Source organism: Planctomycetia bacterium (assembly GCA_021413845.1).
Taxonomy (GTDB): domain Bacteria; phylum Planctomycetota; class Planctomycetia; order Pirellulales; family PNKZ01; genus PNKZ01.
This window is the reverse complement of sequence record JAIOPP010000084.1, coordinates 184,088-207,385: the sequence shown is the minus strand read 5'-3', so window position 1 is coordinate 207,385 and position 23,298 is coordinate 184,088. Positions and strand designations below refer to the sequence as shown.

Below are 23,298 nucleotides of genomic sequence, written 5' to 3'. Positions count from 1 at the left end.
CGAGAAAGCAAATCGTTCGATGTCTTCTTCCGGCCTGCGGTGTGTACGGGTTTGCTTCGGCAAACACGCATGCCTCGCGATCCTCGGTCGTCGTCCGTTCAGGCGAGACGTACGACGACTGTAAGCCGAGGGTCGAAACTTGCACGACGGTCTTTGCGAGGTTGCAACGTCGCAGAGAACGCTTCGCTGCCCTTGGGTGTCGTCCGGTGCGTCGTCGCGCGAGCCAGCCTTTCTTTGCGAAGAAAGCCGGTTCGGGCGGAATGCTCTGCGCAGAGAATGTTTGACAAGAGGCCCGGCCCGCTCGGGCGACGACGCACGAATGTTTTATATGTCGCAAGCAAGCGCGATCGCGGCCGTGCTTTGTTTGAGTAGCAGGCACGTTCCACGTGCCGTCCGCCACAGTTGATAGCGAACGATCGTTGCGGTGTGTCCCCGGATATGCATCCGGGGCTATTGAACGGAGCTGAACGTGTCGCGATCGTGCGTCGTGCTCGAAAGACGCACGTGGCTGACGGCACGTGGAACGTGCCTGCTACTTTTGCTCATGCCATCTTCTGCACGACCAGTTTCAGCTCTTCGATCATCTGTTCGCGGATCTTGAACTTCTGGATCTTGCCGCTGATCGTTTGCGGGAACGCTTCGACGAATCGAACGTAGCGAGGGATTTTGAAGTGGGCGAGCCCGGCCTTCACGAACGCGCGGATCTCATCTTCCGTCGCCGTCGTGCCGGTCTTGAGCTTGATCCAAGCGCAGAGCTCTTCGCCGTACTTCACATCGGGCAAGCCGACGACGGACGCTTGTTCGATCGAAGGATGGCGGAACAGATACTCTTCGATCTCGCGCGGATAGATGTTCTCGCCGCCGCGAATCACCATGTCTTTGATCCGGCCCGTGATGTGGTAATAGCCGTCGGGCCGACGAACCGCGAGGTCGCCGGTATGCAGCCAGCCATCGGCATCGATCGCCTTCGCAGTCGCCGCCGGGTCTTTGTAGTAGCCCAGCATGACAAGGTGCCCGCGCGTGCAAAGCTCCCCTTGTTGCTCGTCGCCGAGCGTCGCACCGGTCGCCGGATCGATGACTTTCACTTCCACATCGGTCAACGGAGCTCCAACGGTTTCCACTCGCAACTCGATCGGGTCGTGGCAATGCGTTTGCGTAATGACGGGCGAGGCTTCGGTCTGACCGTAGGCGATCGTCAGCTCGCTCGGCCCGAGCTTGTCGATCACTTGCCGCATGATCTCGATCGGGCACGGCGCGCCCGACATGATGCCGGTGCGCAGCGAGGTGATCTTCCGCGCGGGAAACGTCGGGCATTGCAGCTGCGCGATGAACATCGTCGGCACTCCGTAGAGCGCGGTCGGACGTTCGCGTTCCAGCGCGTCGAGCGTGGCCGTGGCGTTGAACGAATCGGCCGGAATGATCATTGCCGCACCGTAGACGACCGCGCCGAGCGTGCCGAGCACGCAGCCGAAGCAGTGGTAAAACGGCACCGGAATGCAAACGCGATCTTGTTCGGAAAAACGCTGACAGCCGCCGACATAGTAAGCGTTGAGCAGCAAGTTGCGATGGCTGAGCGTGGCTGCTTTCGGGAAGCCGGTCGTGCCGCTTGTGTATTGAATGTTGATCGGCTGCGAGCAAGTGAGCCCTTCGGCCGCGGCGCGCAGGTCGAAATGTCCTGCGCTTCCCAGGCGCAGCATTTCGTCCCACGCGAGGAAACCGGCAGGCGCAGTCCCTCGCAGAGCGACGATCGTTTTCAAACGGGGAAACTTCTCGCTCCGCACTTCGCAGCGAGTCCCGTCGCTCGACGCTGCGCTAGTCGACTCGGGACAAACCTCTTGGAGCATCGCGAAGTAGTCGGAGGTTTTGAACTTGTCGACCAAGCAGAGCACCTTGGCATCGCTCTGCTTCAAGACATACTCTAACTCAAACGCACGATAAGCCGGGTTCACCGTAACGAGCACCGCGCCGATCTTCGCCGTAGCGAATTGCAGCACGAGCCATTGCGGGACGTTCGTCGCCCACACGGCAACATGATCGCCGCGACCGACGCCGATCGCCAGCAAGCCGCGTGCAGCGGCATCGACGTCGGCCTGAAACTCACGATAGGTCCGACGATAGTCGAGCGAGGTGAAGACGAGCGCTTCGCGATCGGCGCAGCGCGCCGCCGTGCGATCGAATGCTTCGCCGATCGTCAGACCATCGACCCAAGGCTTCTCGGAAATCACGCTACGTTCTTCCTTCATGCTTCGACCCTCCGCCTGCCGGTGTGCCGAAATCTTACGAAGCGGCCGGCGCCGATGGAAGCGCGAAGAGGGCAAAATCGCCGGCCGGCGAGCTTTCGACGGCGGCGAGCATGGGCCGATACGGCGTGGCTAGCGGTCGATGCGTTCGTACATCGCCGTCGCCGTGGGAATGAAGATCATCAGCGGCAGCCACGCGGCCAGCGACGGGCGAATGAGCACGATCGACCCGAGATATTGGCAAGCCATGCCGACGACCAGGAACAAGACCGTGATTCCGACGCACATCGCGATCGCCGTATAAACGTTGCGCGTCTCGCGCCGCAGCACGAGCGGCAAACCGAGGAACAGCAACGTCACGTCGACCAGCGGTTGTACGAACCGGCTGTGAACCATCACGCGGACGTCGGCTCCGTAGTCGAGGCTCGGGTTGTGCAAGCCGTCGATCAACTCTGGCGTCGACATAAATTGCCGCCACTTTCCACCGGAGCTCAACTGCATGAAGTCGACGTTGCTGACGACGAAGCATTCGTTTTCCGCGATCCACTCCGGCTGATCGTGATGCGTCAGCACGATGGCCGCACCACCGACTTTCAACCCGGGATGCTTGAGCAATTCGGGCGGTGCGACTTCTTCGCGAAAAAGATAGCCGCTCGGTCGGCCGTTTTCGGCCGCTCGATAAAAAGCATCGCGCGCCTTAAGATGCTTGCCGTAAAGATCGGCTCCGGGCGGCAGCACGAACTTCGGACGATGAATCTTTTGGGCGATGGCTTGCGTATATGCGCCGGTCAAGATGACGTCCGATTCGTTATCGACGTGCGTCGACATCTCCGCCGAAATATCGCCGATCAGATCCTTAGGGTCGCGCATCAAGCGCTCGCGCATGCTCGGAATGACGAACTCCCGGCTCACGGCCGCCGACAGCGTGACCAACGCCGCCGCGCAAATGACGGGCCGCACGACGCGCATCTTCGAAATGCCGGCCGCCATGAGCGCCGTCAATTCGTTGTGGCGTTGAATCCAGGTGATCGTAAACATCGCGGCGATCATCGCCAGAATCGCGCTGATCCGATCGAAGAAGAAAATGGCGCGAAAGAAATAGTATTCGCCCAAGATGCCGTAGAGCGGCCGACCGCTGTGTTCGGCGAAGCGCATGAACTCATCGAGATTGCCGAAGCCGTCGACGACGACGTACAGGCCCGTAAGACTGATCCAGCAGATCAGAAACGTTCTGACGAACTGCATCAGCAAGTAACGGTCGATGATGCGCATGAGCGAGCCTTAGCTCCCCACTTGGCGGATCGCGCCGGCAAGCAAGCGGATCCCTTCGCGGATCCGTTCGGGCGACTGCACGCCGTAGCTCAGCCGCATCGTGTTGTGCGCGACCGGTTCCCCTTCGGGAGCATACGAATACTCGCCCGGCACGTAGATCACGCCGGCGGCGAGCGCCTGATCGAAGAGTTTCCCGCGGAAACCCGCATCGATCTCGGGAGCGACGGTGAGCCAGACATACAAACCACCGGCCGGATTCAACCAATGCACCCCTTCGATCCCGGCCAGATACTCGTTGCAGGCGGCGAGCATCGCGTCGCGTTTGCGGCGATAAGTTTCGCGCAAGAGCGATACTTGTCGCTCGCAAACTCCGCTTTCGATCACGCGATACATCAAGTGCTGATTCAAGTTCGGCGCGCCGAAATCGATGTTGCTCTTCTGATCGCACAACGGGCCCATCAACTCCTGCGGCACGATTCCCCAGCCGATGCGCACGCCCGGCGAAAACGACTTCGAGAAAGTTTGCGTCAGGATGACGGTATCCCCTTCGTCGTCGAACGCGCGCAAGCTCGGCACATCGTCGCCGGAGTAGCGCAACTTGCGATAGGCCGCGTCTTCAAGCACGTAGATGCGCCGCGTCTTCGACCAACGCTTGGCGATGCCGACCACGGCGGCTCGGCGTTCGGCCGAAAGCGTGACGCTGCGCGGGTTGTCGAAATAGCTGACGACGTAAATCGCTTTCACGCGATCGAGCTCGCCGCGCGCGGAGATCTCGCGCAGGCGGTCTTCGAGCGCGTCGGGCATCAGCCCTTGATCGTCGCAGGCGACGCTGATCGCGCGGACTTGAAGATTCTTCGTGACGCCGAGATAGACGAAGTAAGTCGGAGCGGCGCAGAGCACGATGTCGCCCGGATCGAACAACGTATCGGCCAAGAGATGCAGCAGTTGGTTGCTGCCCGACGTGACGATGACTTGTTCCGGCGTGAGGCTTCGTTCGGCTTCGGGATTGCCGTCGGACGTCCGTTGCTCTTCCAGCAGCGCTTCGCGCAGCGGACGGTAGCCCGACGTCGTTCCGTATTGCAACGCGGCATGTCCTTCGACGGAATCGGCGGCGAGCGAGCGCCAAGCATCGTCGACGGCGGCGAGCGGCAACGTCGCTTGATCGACGAAGCCGGCTGCCAACGAAATCAACTCCGGTTGCGCCAACGCGCGCGACATGAATGTGCTGATCGGTTGGCCGCCGGCGAGAACCGCACGACGGCTCAACGATGAGGAAAACGACATGATGATCGACGCAGTACGAAAAGGGGGCCCCATCGCCGAGCGGGCGACGTTCGAGCGGCGGGGAGGATACGTGAAGAAGGGCGTCAGGGTCAACGCCGGTGCTATCAAGAGCCCGGTAGATCTAACGAGGTTCAGAGTCGCCGAAGCAGACGACTACAACTCAGGTGCCGGCAATGCGCCGAAGAGTCATAGCAATGGCGACCGGCAGGAGCTATGATTTTGATTCGTCAAAAAATATATTTTCTATATGTAAAAATCACTGACGCGGCGACTTTCCTAGGCCCGAAGATGGAAATAGTGGCGAACGACGAGTCTCCTGCGACCTTGATCCCCGTTTTTGAGTAACCTCCATGATGCGTTTCCCGCGCTACAAGAATGCCGCTCGCTGTAATCCCGCTCTCGGGGCCGAAGCGGCGGCGAAAACCGCGGCTTCGTTCTCCAATAGCCTATCGCGCCGCGACGTGCTGGCCGCCGGAGCCGGTGCGCTGGTGAGCGTGCTCGTCGGTTGCGGAAGCCAGGCCGAGTCGCATCACGGCAGCGCCGGCAGCAGCCCTCTGCAGAAGTTTGCCGGCAAGCATCCGATTCGCGCCGTCTGCACGACCGGCATGGTCGCCGACATCGTGCGGCGCGTCGGCGGCGGTTGGGTCGACGTTACGCAACTGATGGGGGAAGGGATCGACCCGCATCTTTTCAAAGCGACGCCCGGCGTCATCTCGAGCCTCGCCGGCGCCGACGCGATTTTCTACTCCGGTCTGCATCTCGAAGGGCGCATGACGGATGTGTTCGAAAACATGGCGAATCGCCGACCGGTCACAGCGATCACGTCGACCATTCCCGTCGACAAGCTGATTCCACTCGGCGGCGACTCGTACGATCCGCATGTTTGGTTCGATGTCGGTCTGTGGAGTTCGACGATCGAATCGGTGCGCAAGTTTCTCGGCGAGTTCGATCCTGCGCACGTAGCCGACTACGATGCGCAAGCCGCCGCCTATCGCACGGAGCTTGCGGCGCTCGACCTGCAATGCCGCAAGCAACTCGAAGCGATTCCCAAGGAATTCCGCGTTTTGATCACGGCGCACGACGCTTTCCACTATTTCGGCCGTGCCTACGACGTCGAAGTTAAGGCGATTCAAGGAGTCAGCACCGACACCGAAGCCGGCTTGCGCGAGATCAACGCGCTGGTCGACTTTATCGTCGCGCGCAAGATCAAAGCCGTCTTCATCGAGGCCAGCGTCAGCGATCGCAACGTGCGCAACTTGCTGGAAGGCTGCCAAAGCCAAGGGCATGAAGTGCGGATCGGCGGAGAATTGTTTTCCGACTCGATGGGGAAGCCGGGCACGCCCGAGGGAACTTATGCCGGAATGGTTCACCACAACGTCGCGGTGATCGTCGGAGCGTTGAAGTAACCGTACGATTCGCCTATTCGAGACGCGGCTTATGCACACTGCCATTGCGACTCCGTCGCACGCAGACGATATTCGAGACATGAAAACTTCGCTCCCAACCGAAGCTCCACCGATCCTCGACGTTCACGACGTCACGGTCGCGTACCATCAGCGACCGGTGCTGTGGGACGTCGACCTCACGCTCACGAAGCCGCAACTGGTCGGTATCGTCGGTCCGAACGGAGCCGGAAAAAGTACGCTCATCAAAGCGATCTTGGGCTTGGTGCCTCTCGCCGGCGGCGACGTCAAGATCTTCGGCGGCTCGGCGCACGCTCAACGTCGCCGCATCGGCTACGTGCCGCAACGCGAAAGCGTCGACTGGGATTTTCCCGTGAGCGTGCTTGATGTCGTGCTGATGGGAACCTACGGCAAGCTCGGCTGGTTTCGTCGGCCGCGGGCCGCCGATGTCGCTTGGTCGCGCGAATGCCTGGCGCAGGTCGGCATGGCCGATTTGGCGCATCGTCAGATCGGTCAACTCTCCGGCGGTCAACAGCAGCGCACGTTCCTCGCTCGCGCGCTCGCGCAACAGGCCGACATTTACTTCATGGATGAGCCGATGGCGGGCGTCGATGCCGCGACGGAAAGAGTCGTGTTCGCGTTGCTGCGCGCCTTGCGGGAACAAGGCAAAACGGTTCTCGTCGTGCATCACGATCTGCGCACCGTGCCCGAGTATTTTGAATATGTCGCGATGTTGAACATGCGGCTCACGGCTGCCGGCCCGGTGGGCGAAGTCTTCACGAGCGAGAACCTGCACAAGACCTACGGTGGACGGCTCGACGTGCTCGACACGGCTGCCGAAGCGCTGCGCAAGAAACAACGAAGCGATTGAAGATCCTTTGAATTCGTTCATCAGCTACAACACGTTGATCGTCTTACTCGGCACGACCTTGCTCGGCGCCAATGCCGGGCTCGTCGGCAGCTTCACCGTGTTGCGTGGCCGGGCGCTGATCGGCGACGTGCTCGCGCATGCCGCTCTGCCGGGTCTGTGCCTCGCCTTTCTTTGGCTCGGCCAACGCAGCTTGCCCGCGATGCTGACCGGTGCGCTCGCGAGCGGGCTCGCGTGCATCTTGCTGATGACGTTTCTTCGCCGTTGGACCCGCGTGAAAGACGATGCCGTCATGGGGGTCGTGCGGAGCGTGTTTCTCGGCGCGGGAATCGTGCTCATCAGCTACATTCAAAACCAAACGGTCGCGGGGAGCAAAGCCGGTTTCGACTCGTATATTCTCGGCAAAACGGCGGGACTTCTCGCCGACGACGTCCGCTTGTTCGTCGGCGTTTCGACTCTCTCGCTCTCCTTGATCTTGCTGCTCTACAAAGAGTTTCAGCTGGCGTCGTTCGATCCGGGCTTTGCGCGCGTCCAGGGTTGGCCGGCTCTGTTGCTCGACAATGCGCAGATGGCGCTCGCCGCGATTACGGTCGTCATCGCGTTGCCGGCGGTCGGCGCGATCCTCGTCACGGCGATGCTGATCTTGCCGGGCGCGACGATGCGTTTCTGGACCGATCGGCTGAGCACGCTGCTGATCGGCGCGGCCGTGATCGGCGGCGCGGTCGGCGGCTTGGGAACTTTGATGAGCGCGCAATTCAGCTTGCTTCCGGCGGGCCCGATCATCATTCTCGTCGGCACCGCCGTCTTTCTAACCTCGATGCTCGGCGCGCCGCGGCGCGGGCTCCTAGCGCGGGCCGCGGCGAATCGCCGGTTCCGTAATGAACTGTTGCTGCAAACTTTGCTGCGACGGATCTACGAGTCGGCGGAAGGCCGACGCTCGACCGCCGTGCATCGCTCGCGCGCAGAGTTGATGCGCTCGTTGGGTTGGTCGACCGGCACGATGCAGCGCATCGTGCATGCGGCCGTACTGCAACAACTGGTTTCGGAGCGCGCAACTCCGAGCACGCACGACTACGAACTGAGCCTGACTTCGCAAGGGGCCGAATACGTCGCGAAGGTCGTGCGCGGCTATCGCCTCTGGCAACGTTTCCTCACCGAGTATCCCGACCAAAGCTGCTCGCTCGTCGATCTCGACGTGCAACACGTCGACGAATATCTCCCGCCGGACATTATTCGTGCGCTGGAGCGTAAGCTCGTCGCAGAAGGCCGCCTGCCGCTCGTAGCGGAAGGGAGAGCGTCTTGAACCTCCTGCAATTCAGCGGCCAAGGTGCTTATCTCGATTGGTGGACGATCGGTATCGCCGCGATCGTCAATACCGGCTGCGCCGTGCTCGGCTGCTTTCTCGTGCTGCGCAAATTGAGTTTGCTCGGCGATGCGATCAGCCATGCCGTGCTGCCGGGAATCGTGCTCGCGTTTCTCCTCGCCGGACGCTCGCCGATGCCGATGCTGCTCGGTGCGATGGCGACCGGTGTCCTCACAACCTTCCTCATTCAAACGCTGCAGCGCTACGGCGGCGTCGCAGAAGACGCCGGGATGGGAATCGTCTTCACGGCGATGTTCAGCGTCGGCGTCTTACTGCTTTCCAACTTCGCTTCGCAAGTCGATCTCGATCCTTCCTGCGTGCTGTACGGCCAAATCGAATACATCCCGCTGAACGTCGAGACGATCTTTGGGATCGAAGTTCCGAAGGCGCTGCCGATCATGCTGTCGGCATTGGTCGCCGTGATCGCGTTCGTCACGCTGTTTTGGAAAGAGCTAAAGCTTACTTCGTTCGATCCGGCGCTCGCGACCGCGATCGGCATCAATGCGACGTTGATTTATTATCTGCTGATGGGAATGACCGCGGTCGTCTCGGTCGCGGCGTTCGAAGCGGTCGGCGCGCTGTTCTCGGTCGCGATGCTCATCATTCCTCCGGCGACAGCGCACCTGCTGACCGACAAGCTCGGGCGGATGGTCTGGTGGTCGGCGGCGCTCGCGATCTCGGCCTCGTTTTTCGGCTATCTCGTTTCGAAACTGCTGAACGTCAACGCCGCCGGCATGATGGCCTGCGTGGCGGGCGGGCAATTCGCCGCGGCGGTCGTCTTCGCGCCGCACTACGGCATCGTCGGCAAGTTGCGGCACCAACTATCGCTCACGGCGCGCATCGCCGGAGAAGACTTGGCCGCGCTCTTGTATCGCCAAGAAGAACCGAGCCGCTCGCGCGACGGCGGCACGATGACGGTGCGCGAACTCGTGCGCGCGTTCGGCGGCGGCTTCGTCGCTCGCTACGCGCTGCATCGCCTGATGCGGCGCGGAGAGATCGACAAGACTCCGGAAGGAAGCGTCGTCCTCACCGACAAAGGGCGCCGACAAGCGGAGTCGCTCGTCCGCTCGCATCGCTTGTGGGAAGCGTATCTCGACAAGAACTTCCAACTTCCGCTCGACCATCTTCACGCGCCGGCCGAACGGATCGAGCACTTCATCGGCCCTGAGCTGCAACAACAACTCGCGGAGAGCCTGCCGAAGTCGGACCTCGACCCACACGGCCGCGAGATTCCTCCTTCGACGGGAACGCAGCCGTAAAACTGATTCCGGCGACGGCTGCAAGGCCGCTCGGAAGACAGCGACAAGCGGCGGCTTCGAGAGCGAAGAGAATCATCACGAGACGGATTTTCGCATGTCGCAGCGGCGGTTAATATAGTTGTGGTCGCGATCGGTCGCAGGCGAGGAACAGGCGTGTGAGTTGGATCCCCAGCAAATGTCCGCGGTGTGCAGGCATCATGACGGTGCCGACCGTGCTAGTCGGGCAAAACCTGCTTTGCGACAAGTGCGGCCTCGCGTACGTGATTCTCCCGCCCGAAATGCCAGGGCCGATGCCGCTGCCCGCCATGCAGACGGCTCCGATGCCGATGGCCCCTCTGCCGCCGGTTCCTTTACCGCCGGCGCCGCCGCCACAGCCTCCGCTTCCGAGGATGCCTTCGGCACCGGTTCCGTCAGCGCCGATGTCGTCGATGCCGATGCCGTCAGCTCCCTTGCCGCCGCTTCCACCATTGCCTGCGGCATCGGGATCGGACTTGCCTGCTCGGGCGATGCTGCCGGTCGATGCGCCGGTGGAAGGGACCTCGTTCTTGCCTCGCATCGGCGGCGAACGAAAAATCGGTCACGGCCCGCAGCGCAGCCCGTTGCCGGAAATCGAAATCTTGCCTCCGCCGCAAGTCGATAAGCAGCGCAGCAAAAAGCGTTCGTCGAAGTCGAAGCGAGAGCGATCGTCGGTGGCTCTCGACTTACCGCCGGCGAAATCGCCGTCATCGAAGTCGCCATCGTCGAAATCGCCGCCGAAGCATCCACCGCTCACGCCTGCTTCGTCTCCGCTTCCGCCGTTGCCGCCGCCGGGCTCGAAGGGAGCGGACCTCAGCGCGATGCCGGGCTTCGGCACAACCTACATCCCGTCTAGCACCGAAGCCGCCGGCGAAGATGAATTCGAGGAAGTGCAGCAACGCTTACGAAAAGTGCGGCTGCGGAAGACGATCATGCTCGTCGTCGTCGCAAGCTGCATGGTCGCGATGTCGTCCGTGGCTTATCTCTTTATCCGAGCGCCGCTGGCGGAATGATCCGTTGCGCGTGCGACGCACAAGCTTAAGCGAGCGACTTGCCGAGATCGTAGAGTTCGTCGGCGTCGTAGACGAGGTCGTTGCGCTCGAAGAGTTTCGCGATCGCCGCTTTGTGGATCTTCATCTTCGTGCCGCCGACTCCGAGCGGCCCGTAGCACACGACGCCATCGCGCTCCTTGGCCTTGTCGAACGGTTCGATGCCGCCGATTCCTGCCGGCGGAACCGCGTTCAGATCGATCGCGACCCGGAGGCCCGGCGTGTTCGTGCGAGCCTCGCCGGCAAGCAGTTCGACCCCTGCCGCTCCGGCCGCAACCACGAGGCTGCAGCCTTCCAGAGCCGTGGCGGCTTGAGCACCATTGCCGACGGCATGCGGCGTGAGCTTCGCGCCCGGGACGATCGCCGCGACGTCGCGGCAAACCGCCTCGGCCCGAGCGAGGTCGCGCGAGGCGACGCGCACCACGGCTCCTTCGCGCGCGAGCAACCGCGCGACGCGCCGCCCAACCGGTCCGGTGCCGCCGAGCACTAAGGAGGTCGTCTGCGCAAGGTCGAGATGTTTGCGAGCCGCGAGGACGGCCGCGGCGGCGGTGGTGTTGGCACCCGAGGAATCGAGCATCACCGAGACTCGCATCGGCCCGAAGAACGACTTCTTCACCGCCTTCAGCACTGCTTCGCCGAGCGAAACATCGGAGCCGCCGATGAAGAGCGCGGTCGACTTCAGGTCGTCGACTCCGCGCGTAAAGATCGCGCCGTGAACCCGATCGCGCACGTTGTCCGCCGCGATGCCGCAATGGCGAAACAAGTGATCGATCCCGGCATCGACGGCGACGACCGAATCGAAGACGCTGGCCTGCGAATCGGTATCGAGTTGGACGAGGATTTTCGGTTTGGACATGGGAGCAAGCAGTGGTCAGGGGTCGGTGGTCAGTGGTCGGCTCAGACGAGAAGCGAGGATAATACGGCGAAATGCGGCTATGAAAAATGCCAAGTCCGTCGGGCAGGCCGACGGACTTGGCATTGAGATTCTCTGGCGACGACCGGCCTTGGCTTAGAAGCCTTGGAAGGGGTGCTTGACCTTATCCTTCTGGGCGATCATTTCGTCGGCGGTCGGCTTGCCTTGCATGGCGCTGGCGATCGCTTGCTTCGTGGCGGCGTAGTTGTAGTCGTAGATCTTCTTGTCGTCGGCGGCTTGCCAGTGGATGAACACGCCGCAAACGATGACAAGGTCTTCGGCCTTGTTCTTCGGGATGATTTCTTCGGCGACCGAGTCGGCGACGGCCTTCGCGACCGCGGCTTGCGCAGGGCCGAACATCTGCACGGCTTGCTTCGCACCCTTGATCGTGACCTTCGTGATCATCACGGTCGCCGGCTTCACGGCGACGTTCGGAGTCAACACGGCCAACAGGTTCGAATGCCCTTCGCTTTGGCGTGCCAAAGCGTTTGCGAAAGCGTTGCCTACAGGGCCTTGCTTGTCGCCGATCAAGAGATCGATATGGGCGATTTCATTGCCGTCTCCGGCCAAAGCTTCTCCGATGTACATCGACATATCTCGTCCGTCTCCCGCATGCTCGAAAGGTCTGGGTGCGCTGGATTGCGACCCAAACAATAACAAATCCGAATGGGATTGCAAGAACCCGTCCCGAGAGGCGCGTCAAAGTCTTCCCCCCCTTCCTGGACCCTTGCGGAGTCAAGCGCCGACCGTCAACCTAGGACCCGTGGGTCGACGGTACGACCGACACGCTCGTCGAGAATCGCGACACCCAGGTCGGCCTGACGAGCGAAGTTTCTAGTGTCTGCAAATGGAGGTGGAGATGTTGAAGCAGCTAATGTTGACGTGCCTTGCGGCGGTACTCGTCGGATTCGGAAGCGCGCGGGCCGAAGAGCCTGCCAAGGAAGCGCCCGCCGCGACGCCGGTCGAAAAGGACGTCTTTGAGTTGACGTCGACGGAATCGACCGTTTTGGAGATGACGAACAACGAACGCGTTCGCCGCGGGATGAAGCCGCTGGTGATCGATCCGAGCTTGGTCGAGTCGGCCCGCCAGCATGCCAACTGGATGGCCGCATCGCACCGGATGCAACACACCACGAAGCCGGTCGGCGAGAACATCGCCATGGGTCAACGGACCTGCACCGAAGTCTTGAACGTGTGGATGAACTCGTCGGGCCATCGGGCCAACATCCTCGGGGGTTGGAACCGCGTCGGTGCGGCTGCCTACACCTCGCCGAGCGGTCGGGTCTACTGGTGCCTCCAGTTCCTCCGCTAGTCGTCGGCCGGCTCGGTGGCCTAGTTCACCGACCGGCATGACTTGTTAGAATCCGAGCCGTCGCAAGGTCCCGCCCTTGCGACGGCTTTTTTCATGCCCGGACGCCTCCGGAGCATGCTCGTCGGAGGAGTGAACTCTACGGCGGTCGGCTCTGCCGGCAGCGAGCGAAAAATGCCGCAATCTCGGGCTTTATAGGGTTTTTATGACGTCTGCCGCCGGGGAGCCGCTGCTGATCGTCGGAGCCTCGGCGCGAGCCGCGGCCGAGTCGGCGTTGCGTGGCGGATACCGACCGTACGCGATCGACTTGTTCGCCGATGCCGACTTAGCCGAGGTCGCCGAGGTTCGCCGGAGCCGGAACTTCCCGCGCGACGTCGTCGCGCTCGCACGTACGATGCCGGCATGCGACTGGCTCTACGTCGGCGGACTCGAGAACCATCCCGAGGTCGTCGACGAGTTGGCCGCCGAGCGCCGACTGCTCGGCAGCCCCGGCAAGGTCTTGCGGCGGGTTCGCGACCCACGCCGGCTTCAAGAGACGGTTCGAGAGACGACGTGCCGGCATGGCGTCTCGTTTCCGGAGTCGATCTTCAGTCGGGCCGAGTTCGCGCGGCGGTTCATGGGGACGACCCGCGAGGCCGGCGACGACTCCGCTCGCACTCCGATTCAGCGCGACGAGCGCTGGCTGGTGAAGCGTCGTCGATCGTCGGGAGGGCTCGGAGTCGTACCGTTCTCCCATGAGCAATCGCTTAGCTCGGAAGGCGATCTCTTCGACGACGACCGTTACCTGCAACGGCGCATCGAAGGGATGCCGTTCGGTGCCGTCTATCTCGCGACACATCATGAGACGTATCTATTAGGTCTCTCGCTTCAGTCGTTGAGCCCCGGTGCGCGCGAAGTGCAACCGTTTCGCTACGGCGGATCGGTCGGGCCGCTGCCGTTCGAGTCGCTCGTGACGACTTCTCTTGACGACAAACTAGGAGACATAGGAAGACTAGCGACCAAGGAATTCGAATTATTCGGATTTTTTTCCATCGATTTTTTGATCGACGAAATGCGGGTTCCCTGGCTGTTAGAAATCAACCCGCGCTACACGGCAAGCGTCGAGCTGATCGAGCGCGCGCGCGGCGAATCACTCATCGGGCTCCATATCGCCGCCTGCCGAGAAACGATGCCGGCAGCGGGACTGAAAGATCGATTCGCGCTCTATCCGGAAGGACCGACGACGCATGGGAAGCGGATCGTCTATTCGGATGTCGACGTCGCGAATGTGCCCGAACGCTTTACGCGTGAGTTACTTAAGCGCCGCAACGACGCCGCTACAACCCGGGCCGAGGCTTGGCCCGACGTGGCCGATATTCCGGCGGCTGGCAGTAGCGTAGGCCGCGACGAGCCGCTGGCAACCGTGTTTGCCGCGGCGGAGCACGAACCCAAGCTCACGGCCGAACTCGACCGCAGGGAGCGAGAGCTTCGCGAACTGCTGCATTCCACGCTGAGCAGCGCTTAGCTCATCAGCTCTTTGAGCGGGTCGCCGAACGGGAGCGTCTTGATCGGACGTCCTGAGCTGTTCAGGTAGTGCTTATCCATATCGACGCCGAGGTGCTGATAGATCGTCGCCAGCACGTCTTGCGGGCTCTTCGGATTGTCTTTCGGGAAGGCACCCTTCGCATCAGACGAGCCGAGTACCCGACCTCCCTTGATCGCACCACCGGCCAAGGCCGCACTGAACACGTTCGGGTAGTGGTCGCGGCCGGCGTTGGCGTTCACGCGCGGCGTACGGCCGAACTCGCCCCAGGCGACGACCAACGTCGTTTCCAACAGGCCCCGTTCTTCGAGATCGTGGATGAGGGCGGGATAGGCCTTGTCCCAGCGCGGCAAGAAGCCTTGGCGGAGGGACTCGAAGCCTTTGACGTGCGTGTCCCACCAGCGGAGGTCGACCGTCACGAGCCGGACTCCGGCTTCGACGAGGCGGCGAGCCAACAACATGCGCTGGCTCCAAGCCGGAGCGCCGCAGCGGTCGGCGGCACCCGGATCGAATGCCGGCATGAAGCCGTAACGCTCACGGACGGCAGCCGGTTCGCTATCGAGATCGAACGCCTTTTGGGCCTTCGTCGAGGTCAGAATCTCCAAGGCTCGATCTTGGAAGCGATCCATCGCGACCATGTGGCCGCTGTTGTCGAGTTCGCGTTTGAAGCTGTCGAAGTGCGCCAAGAGCGAGCGGCGATCGCCGAGACGTTCGACCGTCAGGCCCTCGGTAGGTGCGAAGTTCGGAACCTTGAACTCGCCCTCCACCGCCGGGTCGGCGATCGTCTCGAACGGCTTGCAAGCCACGCCGAGATAAGCCGAGTTGGTGCCGGGCACCATCTTCGGAATCATCACGTAAGCCGGCAGCGAAGTGTCGCGCTTCTGCAGTTGCTCGACGACGATCGAGCCGCAGCTGGGGTGATAGTTTTGGTCGGCGCTCGGTCCGGCGGCATAACCGGTGAAGCACATTTGGTCGCCGGTCGAGTGGCCCGCATCGGCGTGATGCAAGCTCCGCACGATCGACCATTTGTCCATGATCTTGGCCGAATTCGGCAGCATATCGGTCAGGTTGATGCCCGGCACATTGGTGCCGATCGTGTTGAACTCGCCGCGGAACTCGACCGGAGCATCCGGCTTAGGATCCCACATATCGATGTGGCTCGGCCCGCCGCGCATCCACAAGATGATGACCGACTTCACGTTGCTCGGCTTATTGATCACCTTCGGGCCGGAAGCCGAAGCATTGGTCGCGGCACTCGCTTCGGAGCGCAAGACATCGGCCAGCGACAATCCGCCGAGGCCCATCATTCCCATTTGCAAGAAGCTGCGGCGCGAGGGAGTCAGCGTGCTACGGGCATCTTCGCAACCTAAGCGAGAAAATCGGCGGCTCATGAAGGCTCTTTCGTATCTCGGTGGGAAGAAAGCAGCGGATTGCAAACGGTTCGACGCGCGATTTCGGATCTGTAAATCTTCCGAAGTTCGCCGGCGCACCTTAGCAACGGCAAGGCAGGTATTCGTTCGTGGGAGGCGGGTTGTTTTGTCGAGGCAGGAGACCGCGCATAAGGAGTGCCGCGCGGCCTTGTCATCCAACCCTATTTATATCTTCGGCTTGTGCCGTAAGTCAACCTAAATCGAACCACTGATAGGAAAGCCGGCAAGACATTTCGGCTGCTCTAGATATAAGGAAGACGGCAGCGATCCGGACTCGGCAAAGGGCAACGCCGAATCAGGCTCAAAACTGCGGAAAAGAGGGGCATTGGAAGACGGAATAGTTCCCCTGCGGTTCTAGAAAGCGAATACGCTCGCGAACCGGCCTGGGAATCGGACTTCGGTCGCCCCCAAAGGGGACTAAGGAAGTGTCGCCGTGGCCGGCTTGCCGGGGTCTGTGTAATCGTAGAAGGAAACGATCGCTCCCATCTCCGGTTTCAGGTAGACCCCTTCTTCGTTCGTCGGCACTCGCACTTTGACCCGCACCGGAATCGCCCCCTTGGCTCGATCGGCGATCGGCATCAAGCGAGAAACATAGCCCTCGTAGACTCGCTCGGGATATGCTTCCGAGCGAATGCGGGCATGCTGACCGACGAAGATCCGCGAGACGTCGCGCTCTTGGATCGCGAGGTCGACTTCGAGATCGGAGAGGTCGGCCATCTCGCAAAGGCTGAACGAACCGTTCATCGCCATCGTGTTGACGATGTTTCCCTCTTCGGCGTTCTTCTTCAGGATGATGCCGGAGATCGGTGCGAGAATTTTGCAGTTACTCAGCTTCCAGGCAGACTTCAACGCGTCGGCCTCATACTGCTTCGCTTCCGCACGCGCCGCGACGATCCGCTCTTCGCGCGGGCCCTTGCGCATCAATTGCAAAGCGTAGCTCAAACGCTCTATGCGGCGCTTCGTCGAGAGATATTGGCTCTCCGACTTTTGAAGTTCTTGCTCCGTCACGGATCGGCTTTTCCAAAGCTCGGCGTTCCGTTTCCAAGTCCGCTCGAAGTCGAGGAGTTCTTCCTGGGCCTGTCCTAGCTCGGCTTCGGCTTGCGAAATCTCCTCGGGCCGGCTGCCGTTTTCCATTTCCAAAAGCCGCGCTTTCGCCAACTCATGCAGAGCGACGGCCCGATCATGGTCGCGCTCGAACTCGATGCTCTCGATCTGCGCGAGCAAGTCTCCTTTCTTTACCCGACGTCCTTCTTCGATATCGAGCTTCACGACCATCCCTTGCACCTTCGGGCTCACCAAGATCTGATGCGCCGGCACAAGATAACCTTTCGACTCCAAGACGATCTTCCCCTTCGCATCGGCCGGCGACTGCGAAGCTGGCGGCTGGTTTGCCGATGAGTTCGCCGACGAGTTTGCAGAGGCGTTCGGAGTGTTCGGGGCGGGCGGATTCCGTTGCGCCGAAGAGTCGCGAGTCGAGGTCGTCGCACCGGAAGACGAAGTTGCATCGGCGCCGGTCTTCGCTGCTGCGCCGCTTTGAGCGACATCCTTCGAGAACGTCGGTGAGTATTGAATCCAAACGATGGCGACCAATCCGGCGACGATCAAGGCGGCGGCCAACCAACGAGCCCAAGCGATCCCTTGTTGCGCGCGTGCCTTTTGCCCCAACCTCAGCGACATGACCTGATCGCGCAGGCCCGACGGTGTGCGCGAGGAAGATCCTAAGGGGGAGCGCGGAGTGGTGTCGGCAGACATAGGCGATGAACGGGCGATAAACGCAGCGGCAGAACAAGCGGTGAGGAGACGGGAGCCGTCTCTTCAGTGTAAGCGCGAACCGAGCTCGAGGCCATGCGGGCCGCATGAAAACCGCTCGCCTTGCTCACTTCAAGAGCTAAGCCCAAGCGCAGACACATAGCACGATTTCGATCTTTTTCATATTTTTTCGTTCGGCTTGTCGATTTGCCGCCGAGCCGTTCGTCTGATAGGTAAAGACTCGCCGGCAACACTCGCCACGGAACGCCTTCCGCAACAGATCGCTTAGGAGACACCACGCAGATGCGCTTCATCATGATTCCGCGCCCGCTTCCTCAGCCCTCTTCCGGCCACGAACTCGGCTCTTGCGATCCCGCGCATGAAGCGTTCGACGAGAATCTCATCAAGGCCTACATGCGCTACAATGAAGAGATGACGAAGGCCGGCGTGTTAGTCGCTTCCGAAGGTTTGAATCCGGCGGATCCGGCCGTGCAGGTTTCGGTCGTCGACGGCGAACGAGTGCTCGTCGATGGGCCGTTTACGGAGACGAAGGAGCTCGTCGGCGGCTTCTACGTGATCGATGTTCCCTCGAAAGAGGTTGCGATCCAATGGGCTCTGCGCTGCCCCGTCGGTCGGGGGCATGAAGTACTCGAGCTGCGCCGACTCACCGACTTGGTCGATCTCCCGCCGGAGTTTCAAGAGATGATTCGAGCCGAAGCGCCGCTCTGGAACTCGCGCGTTTGGGGCGCGAAGTAGCCGGCGACAACTTAAGCGGCCCGATGCCGAGTTCCGTCGCGGTCGGTTTCTTCCTTCTCAGGATGAAAGAGTCGCGGGCCCGACGAAACAACGATCTCCGGTCGATATTGGACGACCAGCTTTTGGAGCTGCCCGAGAATCAAATCGGCCGGAGCGTCGACGAGGCTCTGCAAATGATCAAGCTCGTCTGCGAGTTCCGCGGCACTCATCGTCGTGGCGCACTTTGCCACTCGGATCTTCGGATGGCGCGTCGGCTGATGCGTCTCACCGTGGATGTGCAATTCCTCGAACAGCTTCTCGCCGGGTCGAAGGCCGGTCACTTGGATTTCGATATCCTGCCCGACGTTGAGCCCCGAAAGCCGAATCATATCGTGCGCGAGGTCGACGATCCGAACCGGCTCGCCCATTTCCAGCACGAAGATCTCGCCCCCTTGGCCCATCGCCCCGGCCTGGATGACCAGCTGTGCAGCCTCGGGAATCGTCATGAAGTAGCGCTGCATCCGTTCGTCGGTGATCGTTACCGGACCGCCGCGCGCGATTTGCTCGCGAAATATCGGTACGACGCTCCCCGCGCTATCGAGCACGTTGCCGAACCGCACCGTGACGAATCGACAACTCGAGCGCTCGGCCAACGATTGCACGTAGAGTTCGGCCGTCCGCTTGCAAGCACCCATGACGCTCGTCGGGTTCACGGCCTTATCGGTCGAGATGAGCACGAAGGCTTGCAGACCGAATTCATCGGCGAGGTCGGCGAGGCGACGGGTCGCCACGACGTTGTTCTTCACCCCTTCGCCGGGATTTTGCTCCATCAACGGCACATGCTTATAGGCCGCCGCATGGAATAAAATCTCCGGTCGAAGTTCGTGAAACAATTGCTCCATGCGAACCGTGTCGGCGATATCGGCGATGCGTACTTCCACCGGAACATGCGGAGCGAGCTCGCGAATCTGTCGCTCGACATGAAACTGACCGTTCTCCGAACGATCGACCAAGACGATCTTCGCCGGCGCGAACTGCAACAACTGTCGACAGACTTCGCTCCCGATGCTTCCGGCACTACCGGTAACCATCAGCGTCCGGCCTTCGAGCCATTGATGGATTTGTGCGGTGTCGAGGCTGACGGGGTCGCGATGCAGCAGATCGTCGATGGCGACGTCGCGCACCTTCACGGCGACTTGCCCGTTGATCAATTGCTCGTAACTCGGCAACATCTTAACGCGAATCCCTTGCAGCCGGCAATCGTCGACGACGCGCCGCACCGTTTGACCGGAGACTTCCCCGGCCGTGATCAAGATTTCTTCCGCCGAATAGCTGCGTGCGAGTTGGCATGCGCGCTCGATCGCGCCGACGATCGGCACACCTGCTAAAAGCTCACCGACCCGATGGTCGTCGTGATCGATGAAGCCGACGACTTGGAATGCGATGCGGCCGTTGAAATGGATCGAGCGCAATAGGTTCTCGCCGGTATGGTTGGCGCCGACGATCAACACTCGTTTCGCGACCGATCCGCGCGCGAACAGCAACCGATAGCGATCGCGCATCGACCGACCGACGCTACGCAAACCGCAGAGCACGATGACCGATGTTCCCCAATCGAGGATGATGATTCCTCGCGGAATCGCGCGATCGGTTAGCCAGAGATGATCGGCCAGCACGATTAAGAGCGAACCGAGCGTGGTCGCTTCGGCCAGCGCGATCAGATCGTGAAACGTGACGAAGCGGCCCCAACCTCGATGCAAACCGAACCACACGAGCGCCGTGGTCTTCAGCGCGACGACAAGCAGGAGCGACTCTTGCAGCCCGACCAAGAACGGAGCCGGCGGCTCCCCCTCGAAGCGCAGAAAGTACACCCCATAATGAATCGCCGCTAGAACCAGCGCGAGTCCTAAGGTGACGACGCCGCGCACGGCGATCGGAAGAAACTTTTTGTTGTGCATATCCATTGCAACGCCGCAATTTCTTGAAATTGCATCGTCGTTTGCGACGAGCCGTCGTCCTGACGGAGTTTTAAGCGACGGAACTCTAGACAGCTGTTCCAAGCGTGTCAATTGCTGATCATGCCGATCAGACCACGCTACGGAGGTATTTATCATGAGACCGACTCGCGCGCGAGTCTGCGTGCGACAACAACGCTATTAGAGGCCAAGCTAGCACGTCGTCGCGTTAGATCACGCCTCTCGGCGGTCCGGCAAATGGATTGCCTTGAGCGTCGTTTTGAGAATGATGCGAAGATCTAACGAGAACGATCGATGCTGCGCATACCAGGTATCGTAGGCCGTCTTATCGACGATGGTCAGTTCGTCGCGGCCGTTGATTTGAGCCCAGCCTGTGAGACCCGGAACAAGCGTGTGGACTCCATAGCGAGTCCGTTCGGCGACGAGATCGTGTTGGTTGAACAAGGCCGGTCGCGGGCCGACGAAACTCATGTCGCCACGGAGAATACTCCAGATCTGCGGCAGCTCGTCTAAGCTGGTGCCGCGGAGAAATGCGCCGACGGGAGTCAGCCATTGCTTCGGATCGGTAAGCAGATGCGCGGCCACCTGCGGCGTATCGATACGCATCGTGCGAAACTTCGGCATGCTGAAAAGTCGATTGCTTCGGCCGACGCGGTCGGACCAATACAAGATCGGCCCGCGCGAGGTCAGCCGGACTAAAATAGCGACGAGCGCCATCGGCACCAGCACGACGAGCAAAACAGCGAGCCCGAATATAAGATCGAAGATGCGCTTCATGCGATTCGCTTCATCCATTGAGCGGTTGCGGAAAGTCCGGAGGTTAAATCGTAAGGCGGTTGCCAAGCAAGAGTGCGGCCGATGCGACGACTATCGATTGCCAGCGAGCCGAGCATGCGATCGGCCGCAGCTGCTTTTCCTAAGAGCCCCAAGATGCTGCGGAGTCGCTGCGGCGCTACGGAGATCAAGCGAGGACTCCGCCCCAGGGCCGCGGCGAACATGCGCAGCAGCGAGGCGAGCGAGACGTCCGTGCCGTCGCTGACGAAGAACGTTTCTCCCACGGCCGCCGGATGCGACGATGCGGCGATCAAGGCGTCGACGACGTTCTCGATGTAAACGAGACTGCGTCGATTCTCGATACCCCCGAGCGGCAGCGGCCAACCTCGCGACGCGAATTTCAAAAGCCGCATGAGGTCGCCGGGGAGTTCCGGACCATAGACCGGCGCGGGCCTGAGGATCACGACCTTGAGACCCGTATCTTCGGAGACACGGCGGAGACGTTGCTCCGCGTCGAATTTACTCTTGCCGTAATACGTTTGCGGCCGGCACGGACTGGATTCGTCGACGACCTGATCGGAAAAATTGCAGACGGCATGCGCCGAACTACAGTAGACGAGACGCGGCGACTTCGGAGCGGCTGCCATCGCGCGTGCCAATGTCTCGGAGGCTTCCGAATTCGCTCGCTGAAATTCCGACGATGCGTTTCGGGAATGACGACAATGCACTTTCGCCGCTAAATGAACGACGACATCCGCTTGAGCGAATAACTCGCCGGGCCAGGTCGTCTCAGGCGCGATCTCGCCGACCCAACTCAGCCGCACTCCCACGGGAAGTCGATCGACCGAAGCAGACGACCTGACGACTGCGCCGACTTGATGCCCTTGCTTCAGCAGCGCGCGGCACAAACTGCGGCCGATGCAACCTGCCGCGCCTGTGACTAATACTCGCAACGACATCTACGATTCCGAAAAATGCGGCATCCGAAGATGCAAAATTCTTCGATCAATGTAATCGCTCTCACGACAACCGGCATCGGCAACTAGAGTCGGCTGAAAAGTTTTTGCACGCCGTGTGCTAGCAATGCATCGAACTCACGAGTTGAAATTCGTCGCGAGCGCTGAATCGCTTTCCGTTGCCGCCAGAGCTTCGGCAAGCCGCGTAGCGCATGCATCTTCGCACGCAACACGGTTCGCCCACGACCGCAATACGTTAGCCAAATCAGGCTCACTGCATTGAGCAGCAGATGCTGCGGGAGGTATTTCCAAAACAGCCAACCGGGCATGTTTTTGATATACGTCCAGACTAAGTTGCGATGGCCGTGGTACACGGAGAACTCACTCCGACGGCCGGTGATCGCAGACCCCACATGGCGCACGACCGCCTCGGGCACATGCGCATATTTGTAACCGGCGAGATGAAGCCGCAAGGCTAAATCGACATCTTCCAAATAGCAAAAATATTTTTCATCGAAGCCACCGACCGCTTCCCAGCAATCGCGTCGATACATCGCGGCCGCTGCACAGGGAGCGATCGTTCCGGTCGTGGTGCGTTGTTCCTGAATCGTCGACTCGCCGTGGTCCCGACGCCATGCACAGCCGCTGCTGTGATAAACGTCGCCGGTGCCGTCGAGCAGATGCGTCGAACGTGCGTCGACTAATTTACTGCCGAAAAAAGCGAGATCCGGATGCTCCAAGGCCGACTTCATCAGCGTCGCCAGCCAATCGGGATCCGGGAACGCATCGACGTTGAGCAACACCGCCCAGCGGCAGTCGCGCGCCATTGCAACCGCCCGATTGTTGGCGACCGCGAAACCTACGTTGCCGGGCATGCGCAACAACTCGACTTCCGGATAATCCCGTAGAGTATCGTCGAGTCGCGAGGAATCGCTACCGTTGTCGACCACGATCGTTCGATCGGCAGGTAATGTCTGAACGGCTAGGGCGGACAAGCAATCGCGGAGGTACCCCTCCGAGAAGTAGTTTACGAGGACGACGACAATTCGGTTGTCGCCGATGTCGTCAGTGGCGACCGCATTCGTCACGACATTTGTCCTAAATCCAACTACGGAAGTGTACCGCTTGTAAAAAGACGATCGGCATCGATCGAAAGTCCGGCTTAACAACGACCTTACTGC

Annotated in this window: 21 protein-coding genes; 9 read left to right on the top strand and 12 right to left on the bottom strand. The window is 60.9% G+C overall.

Annotated elements, in window-relative coordinates; genetic code table 11:
- Positions 1-542 precede the first annotated feature (542 nt).
- From K8U03_15775 to K8U03_15765, 3 genes are all read right to left on the bottom strand, one after another.
- Complete coding sequence (locus tag K8U03_15775; GenBank protein MCE9606354.1) at positions 543-2,243, bottom strand: AMP-binding protein; 1,701 nt, start codon at positions 2,241-2,243, stop codon at positions 543-545.
- A gap of 129 nt (positions 2,244-2,372) precedes the next feature.
- Positions 2,373-3,512 (bottom strand): LptF/LptG family permease, encoded by a 1,140-nt coding sequence (locus K8U03_15770; protein MCE9606353.1) that lies wholly within the window; start codon positions 3,510-3,512, stop codon positions 2,373-2,375.
- Positions 3,513-3,521: 9 nt separating this feature from the next.
- Entirely contained in the window at positions 3,522-4,730 is a 1,209-nt protein-coding gene (locus tag K8U03_15765; GenBank protein MCE9606352.1) for a PLP-dependent aminotransferase family protein, read from the bottom strand.
- On the opposite strand from K8U03_15765, the gene K8U03_15760 reads away from it, so the two are divergent.
- From K8U03_15760 to K8U03_15740, 5 genes are all read left to right on the top strand, one after another.
- Entirely contained in the window at positions 4,729-5,013 is a 285-nt protein-coding gene (locus K8U03_15760; GenBank protein ID MCE9606351.1) for a hypothetical protein, read from the top strand. The two genes, K8U03_15765 and K8U03_15760, sit on opposite strands and share 2 nt — an antisense overlap.
- 136 nt (positions 5,014-5,149) lie before the next feature.
- The gene (locus tag K8U03_15755) at positions 5,150-6,202 is read left to right on the top strand and encodes a zinc ABC transporter substrate-binding protein (protein MCE9606350.1); all 1,053 of its coding nucleotides are present in this window, start codon (positions 5,150-5,152) and stop codon (positions 6,200-6,202) included.
- 79 nt (positions 6,203-6,281) lie between these two features.
- Positions 6,282-7,070 carry a metal ABC transporter ATP-binding protein gene (locus K8U03_15750; protein MCE9606349.1) on the top strand — a complete coding sequence of 263 codons (789 nt, stop codon included), beginning with the start codon at positions 6,282-6,284 and terminating at the stop codon, positions 7,068-7,070.
- A gap of 7 nt (positions 7,071-7,077) precedes the next feature.
- Positions 7,078-8,370 (top strand): metal ABC transporter permease, encoded by a 1,293-nt coding sequence (locus tag K8U03_15745; protein MCE9606348.1) that lies wholly within the window; start codon positions 7,078-7,080, stop codon positions 8,368-8,370.
- Entirely contained in the window at positions 8,367-9,689 is a 1,323-nt protein-coding gene (locus K8U03_15740) for a metal ABC transporter permease (GenBank protein ID MCE9606347.1), read from the top strand. The genes K8U03_15745 and K8U03_15740 overlap by 4 nt, the downstream gene beginning before the upstream one ends.
- A 109-nt stretch (positions 9,690-9,798) precedes the next feature.
- Here K8U03_15740 and K8U03_15735 read toward each other — a convergent pair whose 3' ends face one another.
- Positions 9,799-10,245, bottom strand: coding sequence for a hypothetical protein (locus tag K8U03_15735; protein MCE9606346.1), 447 nt, complete (start codon positions 10,243-10,245; stop codon positions 9,799-9,801).
- On the opposite strand from K8U03_15735, the gene K8U03_15730 reads away from it, so the two are divergent.
- Positions 10,235-10,717 (top strand): hypothetical protein, encoded by a 483-nt coding sequence (locus K8U03_15730; GenBank protein ID MCE9606345.1) that lies wholly within the window; start codon positions 10,235-10,237, stop codon positions 10,715-10,717. The genes K8U03_15735 and K8U03_15730 overlap by 11 nt on opposite strands.
- Before the next feature lie 25 nt (positions 10,718-10,742).
- On the opposite strand, the gene K8U03_15725 is transcribed toward K8U03_15730, so the two are convergent.
- Both K8U03_15725 and fae read right to left on the bottom strand, forming a co-directional pair.
- Positions 10,743-11,609: a bifunctional NADP-dependent methylenetetrahydromethanopterin dehydrogenase/methylenetetrahydrofolate dehydrogenase gene (locus K8U03_15725; protein ID MCE9606344.1), complete on the bottom strand. Its 867-nt coding sequence runs from the start codon at positions 11,607-11,609 to the stop codon at positions 10,743-10,745.
- 153 nt (positions 11,610-11,762) lie between these two features.
- A complete protein-coding gene (gene fae / locus K8U03_15720; protein MCE9606343.1) occupies positions 11,763-12,260 on the bottom strand; it encodes a formaldehyde-activating enzyme in 498 nt (165 codons plus the stop codon).
- 265 nt (positions 12,261-12,525) lie between these two features.
- Here fae and K8U03_15715 point away from each other — a divergent pair, with 265 nt between their 5' ends.
- Positions 12,526-12,978 carry a CAP domain-containing protein gene (locus tag K8U03_15715; protein MCE9606342.1) on the top strand — a complete coding sequence of 151 codons (453 nt, stop codon included), beginning with the start codon at positions 12,526-12,528 and terminating at the stop codon, positions 12,976-12,978.
- Between the two features lie 202 nt (positions 12,979-13,180).
- Positions 13,181-14,479: an ATP-grasp domain-containing protein gene (locus tag K8U03_15710; GenBank protein ID MCE9606341.1), complete on the top strand. Its 1,299-nt coding sequence runs from the start codon at positions 13,181-13,183 to the stop codon at positions 14,477-14,479.
- On the opposite strand, the gene K8U03_15705 is transcribed toward K8U03_15710, so the two are convergent.
- Both K8U03_15705 and K8U03_15700 read right to left on the bottom strand, forming a co-directional pair.
- Positions 14,476-15,888, bottom strand: a complete 1,413-nt coding sequence (locus K8U03_15705) for a DUF1501 domain-containing protein (GenBank protein ID MCE9606340.1) — start codon at positions 15,886-15,888, stop codon at positions 14,476-14,478. The two genes, K8U03_15710 and K8U03_15705, sit on opposite strands and share 4 nt — an antisense overlap.
- 456 nt (positions 15,889-16,344) lie before the next feature.
- Complete coding sequence (locus K8U03_15700) at positions 16,345-17,679, bottom strand: efflux RND transporter periplasmic adaptor subunit (GenBank protein MCE9606339.1); 1,335 nt, start codon at positions 17,677-17,679, stop codon at positions 16,345-16,347.
- Between the two features lie 312 nt (positions 17,680-17,991).
- Between K8U03_15700 and K8U03_15695 the strand changes: the two genes are divergently transcribed.
- A complete protein-coding gene (locus K8U03_15695; GenBank protein ID MCE9606338.1) occupies positions 17,992-18,432 on the top strand; it encodes a YciI family protein in 441 nt (146 codons plus the stop codon).
- A gap of 11 nt (positions 18,433-18,443) precedes the next feature.
- On the opposite strand, the gene K8U03_15690 is transcribed toward K8U03_15695, so the two are convergent.
- The 4 genes from K8U03_15690 to K8U03_15675 all read right to left on the bottom strand — a co-directional run bounded on the left by K8U03_15690 (position 18,444) and on the right by K8U03_15675 (position 23,178).
- The gene (locus tag K8U03_15690) at positions 18,444-20,375 is read right to left on the bottom strand and encodes a polysaccharide biosynthesis protein (GenBank protein ID MCE9606337.1); all 1,932 of its coding nucleotides are present in this window, start codon (positions 20,373-20,375) and stop codon (positions 18,444-18,446) included.
- Between the two features lie 225 nt (positions 20,376-20,600).
- Positions 20,601-21,164, bottom strand: coding sequence for a sugar transferase (locus K8U03_15685; GenBank protein ID MCE9606336.1), 564 nt, complete (start codon positions 21,162-21,164; stop codon positions 20,601-20,603).
- Positions 21,161-22,120, bottom strand: coding sequence for an NAD-dependent epimerase/dehydratase family protein (locus K8U03_15680; GenBank protein MCE9606335.1), 960 nt, complete (start codon positions 22,118-22,120; stop codon positions 21,161-21,163). The genes K8U03_15685 and K8U03_15680 overlap by 4 nt, the downstream gene beginning before the upstream one ends.
- A gap of 83 nt (positions 22,121-22,203) precedes the next feature.
- The gene (locus tag K8U03_15675) at positions 22,204-23,178 is read right to left on the bottom strand and encodes a glycosyltransferase family 2 protein (protein MCE9606334.1); all 975 of its coding nucleotides are present in this window, start codon (positions 23,176-23,178) and stop codon (positions 22,204-22,206) included.
- Positions 23,179-23,298: the final 120 nt, after the last annotated feature.